The organism is Aeromonas sp. ZOR0001 (assembly GCF_000801015.1).
Classification (GTDB): domain Bacteria; phylum Pseudomonadota; class Gammaproteobacteria; order Enterobacterales; family Aeromonadaceae; genus Aeromonas; species Aeromonas veronii.
On the sequence record NZ_JRJY01000035.1, the window covers coordinates 1 to 6,643 of the forward strand.

At 52.6% G+C, this 6,643-nt stretch carries 7 protein-coding genes; all 7 read right to left on the reverse strand.

Annotation, left to right across the window (positions count from 1 at the left end):
- Nucleotides 1–569 precede the first annotated feature (569 nt).
- Nucleotides 570–866 (reverse strand): hypothetical protein, encoded by a 297-nt coding sequence (locus tag L972_RS20590; protein ID WP_081990688.1) that lies wholly within the window; start codon nt 864–866, stop codon nt 570–572.
- 179 nt (nt 867–1,045) lie between these two features.
- Nucleotides 1,046–1,363 (reverse strand): hypothetical protein, encoded by a 318-nt coding sequence (locus L972_RS21290; RefSeq protein WP_139714684.1) that lies wholly within the window; start codon nt 1,361–1,363, stop codon nt 1,046–1,048.
- Nucleotides 1,360–1,962 carry a hypothetical protein gene (locus L972_RS04325; RefSeq protein WP_047436034.1) on the reverse strand — a complete coding sequence of 201 codons (603 nt, stop codon included), beginning with the start codon at nt 1,960–1,962 and terminating at the stop codon, nt 1,360–1,362. Before L972_RS04325 ends, L972_RS21290 begins: the two co-directional genes overlap by 4 nt.
- A gap of 20 nt (nt 1,963–1,982) precedes the next feature.
- A complete protein-coding gene (locus L972_RS04330; RefSeq protein ID WP_047436035.1) occupies nt 1,983–2,765 on the reverse strand; it encodes a hypothetical protein in 783 nt (260 codons plus the stop codon).
- Nucleotides 2,766–2,982: 217 nt separating this feature from the next.
- On the reverse strand, nt 2,983–3,951 hold the full coding sequence (locus tag L972_RS04335; protein WP_047436038.1) for an Abi family protein: 969 nt from the start codon (nt 3,949–3,951) through the stop codon (nt 2,983–2,985).
- Entirely contained in the window at nt 3,951–5,711 is a 1,761-nt protein-coding gene (locus L972_RS04340) for a restriction endonuclease subunit S (protein ID WP_139714685.1), read from the reverse strand. Before L972_RS04340 ends, L972_RS04335 begins: the two co-directional genes overlap by 1 nt.
- A gap of 8 nt (nt 5,712–5,719) precedes the next feature.
- On the reverse strand, nt 5,720–6,643 hold a 924-nt coding region (locus tag L972_RS04345), incomplete at its 5' end, for an N-6 DNA methylase (RefSeq protein ID WP_047436042.1).

The following is a 6,643-nucleotide window of genomic DNA, read 5'->3' on the forward strand; positions in this document are numbered from 1 at the left end:
CGGACTCGAACCGACACGGTTATTCACCGGCGGATTTTGAATCCAGAAACTGCGGTTTCCTAGAGATAGTACGACTCGTAAGCCATTGAATCAAGTGTGGTTTGGTTATTTCAGGTTGGTTAAAGTTGAGGTGGGTTTGCACACTTTGCACATTTTTACCCACCGAAATCACACGCCAACGACTAGCAAAACTAGGTAATCCCCACCAAATTTCACTGTCTCTTGCTAGAACTACTTCGCATGTTGACTGCATGTTCTCGTGGTTAGCATGAAGCCTACCGTATCCACTTTGAAGCAACTCAGCCAGACCTGCTGCTGGTAGAACACCGTCAAGGTCCACCAGCCGCCAAGTTGGCCGACGGCTACTACCCACGGACGGCACTGGCCACAACTGTTACACCAAGGTGGGATAGATAGTGGTTTCCATGGGGAATATTTCGAGGGAAGGGATAGTGCGGCGCGGGATGGGAGATAACGCACTGCAGAACAAGCCATCTTGCAGGATAACAGGCAGCAAAAAGGGGCCTGGATTAACCATGAGCCCCCTTATGCGCAATACGATCTTGCGGTCAATCAAACGTAGTTTCGCAATCTCGACACTCGTACTTATCGAACAACATTCCATCAAGTGCAGAACCAGCAGCAGCGCCAGCAGTAGCTCCGGCAGCAGCAGCTGCAAAACGACCTAGCAACCCACCAACAACACCACCGATTGCTGTACCAACCCCAGGAATAACCGATCCAATAGCCGCGCCTGTAGCAGCACCACCCAGGGCACCACCCACACCGCCAGCAACACCTCCGGTTTTCTTACCAATGTTTCGCTCACGCACGTTTGAAGAATTGCAGTTCGGACACTTCACCATATAAACACCTTTTTTTCTGATAGCGTGTCCTCGATTTTATCACCATCAAACCCGTTTGAAACCAATCACGAGTAACAATTTGACAGTTCATAACGCATTTTATGTTCAATTGGGACAACATCCATCACAACTAGCAGAAACACTTGAGCAACCGCAACATTCGCTAGTCGAACAAGGGGCTACATGAGCATGAGCTCATACCCCTGCTCCACAACCTCTTGATAGAACCATGACTGTAGAGCATGAATTTCATCATTCGTTCGCTCTGCAGGAATGCGCGCAAGATGATAGGCCATCCAGAGATCTTCAACCGAGGGTTTTGAGCTCCATTCCTTCGCCTGAACAACTAAAGAACCGATATCATGGATTCTGTTCGGCAACTCAAAATTAGTCTGTGTCATTAAATACGCTCTCAAAGCCCGTGGTGATGGCCATTTAAACATCAGATTATTGCATGCCTGGCTTGTGGCACTGTTACCTGCCAACCACAGGATCAACGATGGCTCATCTCTTCGATCCAACGGCCAACGCCATCAGGATCGGCAAGCAGCTGAGCGAGCGGCAGATGGTTGGAGCACAAGGCGAGCTGGCCGCACTCCTCACTTTGCTTCCAATCCGGTTGATGAAGGGGCCAAGGCACCGGGCGCCACAGCTCATCGAAATGCTTGTCGCTATCTTCCAGACAACGGAACAAACTCACTTCAACAATGGCTTGGCCATCAAGTTGCAGAGGGTCTGGCTGGCCTTTTACCCCTGCCCGCAGCACTGAGGTATGGCGAAAATCGCTATCAATGTAAAGGCGGAAAGCCAGAGTGATATCGTTCTTTTCGGCCGTATCGCCACCCCAATCACGGTAACAATGGGTAGAAGCAAACAGTGGCATATAGTCCCATGCCCAGCTGCTGGATGGGCGGGTTCCCGAGCGGCAGGGGCGGCTATTTTCGCTGGGCTCCCAATACCAGAACTCGGCGTCCAGCGCCTGACTGGCGATCTGATCGAATAGTGGGAGGATACGCTGGTAAAAACCAGCGGCGAGTCGGTGGGCTTGTTGCAGTTGGGTAACCAGTTGGGTGGTCTGTTCAAGATCGTGTGGCATGACGGCATCCTTAGCCAAAGTCAGTGATTCAAAAAAGAGAAATCGGGGCGAGATAGGTGCAATGTCCCGGCATAATCGAACAGAGCAGCCCAACCAGTAGGCTCAGCGGGTGGGGTAATTTGCCGTTCTGACATCACCCCGCAATCCAGATCCAGCCGCCCTGCGTAGGCAAACAACGGCGCCCATTCAGGCACCACCGGGGCCATGCCAAACAACTCAAACGCCTGCAGCCACTCATCGCGAATGACGCGATCCTGACGGCAGGATTCAAACTCGGAGGCAGTTTGCAGATAGCGGCGCAGTGGCTCCCAGTCACGCAAGGTCATCTGGACAAAGCGTTCGGGCAGCTCAGGGCGAATCAGCGGGGCGACAGGGATATTGCCGAGCGCAACGTAATAGAGCCGGTCTTCATAGTCATCAAACTCGGCTTCGCCGACCACAGCATTGACCTGGGCCAGCCACTGCTCCCGATACTGGTCACCACCGAACGGGGGCTTCACCTCGATAACCACCAGCGCGTCGTCAAAGTGGAGCAGCACATCGGGCTCGACATAACGGCGATCCTGCAGCGATACCAGTTTTGGCCACAGCTCCAGCCGTTGAAAGGTGGCCGGGTCTAGCGGATTGTCACCGAGTAGAAAGCGCAGCACGGCACGCAGAGCACCGTCAGAGAGGTGGGGCAGACGGCCAAAGAAAGTGGCAGTTAGCAGATCTTCGCTGCCTTTAAACAGGTCGCGCCAGCGCAGGGATTCCCCTTCCCGCTCGATACGCCCAGCCTTGCCATGCAGGATTGCATGTAGCATCGCAACTCCTTGTAATATTGATATTTCAAGCAGGCTCTCACGTAGCTGAAGAGCCTTTGAGATCCTGCTTTAATACCCACTCGACTACTACTCTATCCGTCACAAAATGGGGTAAAAAAGTTTGACTGAATGGAGGTTCCCCCCTATTCTTCTCCGCAACACGACCCCGGCCTCTTGGTTGCTTTGCAACTTACGCTGGGGTTCTTATTTGGTGGATTTACCACCACTCCTGCCAGTTCTCTATGTACCCCATATTTGCCAACCCGAGCTTGCGCACCGACTTTTGTGTGGGGAACGTCAGCAGATGATCCCGCAGGCGCAGATGCCACTGGGTATTCGGGCAAATCACCTTGAGTAGATGCCGTGTGATGGCCAGCAACACGAATGGCTTGGCAAGCCGCTCATCGTCTTTTGCCAGGAAATCGCACCACGCTACCTCTCTGGGCTTGGGCAACTTCACCTGCGTCGTTACGTTGCGGTTCCAGAGGCGGCTATGATGGGCGCAGATATTGCGCAGGTAACTGAGGCCGTAGATCCAGCTGGCAAACACCTGCCAGTCCAGACCGTATTTGCTGGCGATATGCTGCTGATCTGACACCTTCATCATGCCGATCAACTGCGAGATGGCGCCAAAATCAAATACCTCCACCGCCACCCAGATCGGTAGCTCCTCACCATGGCGCTGATGGTAGTGGCGCACAAAATCCTCTTTGGAACGCTTTACCAGCCCCCGGTATTTCTCCATCCACGCCTCAAAGCGGGTCTGGTGACTCCCCCTGAATGCGGGCTGCCGGATAAAGCTGGGGTGGAAGTAGCTGCGATCGAGGTGAGCAAAGGTATTTCGCTTGCCAAGGAGATAGGCAAGATCGACCCGCAAGGCCACCTCGATCCGCTCCAGCGCATCCACTACCAGCAGGCGCAGCTTCTTGTCGAACAGATAGAGCTCCACCGCATCCAGCAGATGGGTGTCGGGGCAAAACTGATCGGTTGCCCTGGTCTCCCGTTTGCTTTCACCCTCAGTCGCAGGCTCAAAGCGGCGAAACGGGTACCAGTAGCCGCTTAAACGGTAATAGCCAATCCGCTCCAGATAGCTCAGTGCGGCATCCCGGTCGGTAACCGTGATGCCGCGCTCAATCAGCTGATCCAGTTGCTGTTGATAGCTAAGCCAAGGGCGAGCGTAGGGCATCAGGCAAGGGCTCCTTCCACCAGCGACTCGGCCAGGGCAAGCTGGGTCTGCTGGCTGGTTTGCAGGCGAGATTTAAGTTGATCGCAGAGGGTCATCAGCTCATGTATTTTTTGCAGTATGAGAACCTGCTCATGATATGGAGGAATCGATACAAGCATGCTTTTCATCAGCGTCCCATTTACATTGGCTTGCCCACATTGCTGCTTGATATGAGGTTCAATCTGAGTTTTCCTAAATAAAGGGCTATTCATACATAATGTCAGATATTCTGGTCTGATATTATGAATGCTACAACGAATACGGATAAGATATGATGCAAATGTATATGTATCATCATCCCCATCAAACATACCTGTCTTACCAACAAGCTCTGCACTATTAGTTCGATTGTATAAAATATCACCTTTTTTAAGATATAAGTTTGGTAGGTCATCAATCTTTGGTGAAACGACCTGATGAGAACCTAAAATAACCTTACCATCCTGAATATCCCCCATTTTTAAAACAGGTACACCATCTGATAGTTCGCTGACCGTTTTCTCTGAGCTACCATATTCACAAAATAGAGAGGAGTCACTTATTCTTGACCATACCCATCCCAGCGGTAACTCAAACGGCTTTTCGTCTTCACTAATTGCAGGAAGCGGTTTCTCTTTTTTGATTTTCTTCTCTTTGACCAGCTGAGCTTTTTCGGCGGCGATACGCTCCAGCAGGGCTGAGGCGGGTTCATCGCTCGGGTCTTGCGGCACCAATTTGCCCATCACCGCCAGTTGCAGGATGGTCTGTTTCAGGGCGTCGATGCTGGCCTCAGTGGTAAAGAGGGTATCGAAATGAGTGCTTAGCCGCGCCCAGTTTTGCGCCAGTTCCTCGGCATCGCCGGAGTCTGTCAGCGTGGCGAGCAGGGTCTCCACCAGCCTCTGATGGGCCGCCAGCTGTGATTCGCTACGCTGCTCCAACTGGTCACAGAGAGCCATAAGCTCATCAATTTTAGAAACGATACGTTTCTGCTCATTAAATGGGGGGAGCGCAACAATAGTCGCTATTAATTTATCTTTTGATATATTTGGTTGAGCTCCACCGGCCCCCATACCAATCAGCCTGGGTCGATATGCTTTTAACAGTTGAAGCAGATATAAATTTAAAAAACCATCAAATGTTGTACAGGCACACACAGCTTGGTTAGTTGTAGCCTTAACACCAAGAATGGCTGTTTTACCAATTGTTGCGCCATACATGGCTACTAGTACATCACCTACATCATTATAACGTAGTGATGACTTGCTAAGAGCTAATTCAGTCACGGACTCTTCAGACTTAAATATATAATCCGATATCAACTCTCCAGATTTAAACCATGGAATGTTCCCGCCGTAAAAATCTGAATTGCTTCTAGTCGGAGTCGCTCCCGCACCCCAATCCCCAAGGTCATTTAACCTTGCCCACTCCCACCCATCGGGTAATGCAAACAGTTTCTCTTCCTCACCTATTTCCGGCAAGGCTTTAGGCTTTTTAATTTTCTTCTCTTTCACCAACCGCGCCTTTTCGGCAGCGATGCGCTCCAGCAGGACGGAGGCGGGTTCATCACTGGGATCTTGCGGCACCAGTTTACCGCGCACGGCCAGCTCCAGGATCAGCTCGCGCAGCTTTTTGATGCCGGTCAGTTCCAGCTTGCTGTTGCTGCCGCGCCCGGCACTGCTTTTGGGGCGCACCGCCGCAGTCCAGAGATCCAGGTGGTCGGTAATCAGATTTTCTATTTTCAGAGCCGCCATTATGCCTGCTCCCCTTGATTGGCAGCACCTTTGCCCAAGGCGTCGCCAAGAATGGCTTTTAGCTGGTCACGCAGGGTCTGGATCTCGGCCTGCTCTGTGGCATAGCGCGCCAGCAGCTCGTCGGGGTCATGGCTTATCTGCTCGCCGACATGGGGGTTTTTGATATCGAGGTTAAAGTTGCGCTCGATAATGGTGTCGATACTGACCTTCCAGGCTTGTTCGTTCTCAACCCGGGCAGCAAAGCCGTCAGCCTCATCACCCCACCAGGCGATCTCGGCTTCAAACTCCTCGAACTTCATCGGCTTGGTTTTGCTGTAGCTCTTCACCCCAGCCGGATAGGGGTGCTCGTAGAACCAGACATCCTTGGTGGGCTGACCCTTGGTGAAGAAGAGGATATTGGTCTTAATGCCGGTATAGGGGGCAAACACGCCGTTGGGCAGCCGCACTATGGTGTGCAGGTTGCACTCGCTGGTGAGCAGTTGCTTGATCTTGGTTTTGACCCCTTCACCAAACAGGGTGCCGTCGGGCAGCACCACGGCGGCGCGCCCGTCCTTTTTCAGGACTTCAATGATCAGCTGCAGAAACAGGTCGGCAGTTTCTCGGGTACGCAGATCGGCAGGGAAGTTCTGCTCGATGCCATCCTCTTCGGTGCCACCAAAGGGCGGGTTGGTGAGGATCACATCGATATCGCTATCCCAGCTCGAGAGCGGTTGGTCGAGGGTGTTGCCATGGCGAATTTGCACCGGCACCTCGATACCGTGGAGCAGCATATTAGTAGTGCAAAGGAGGTGCGGCAGCTGCTTCTTCTCGACCCCCAGGATCTGCTGCTGCAGGGTCTGATGGTCGGCTGAGGTCTCGACATAGTGCTCTTTGACATGGTCGAAGGCGCAGGCGAGAAAGCCGCCGGTACCGCAGGCCGGGTC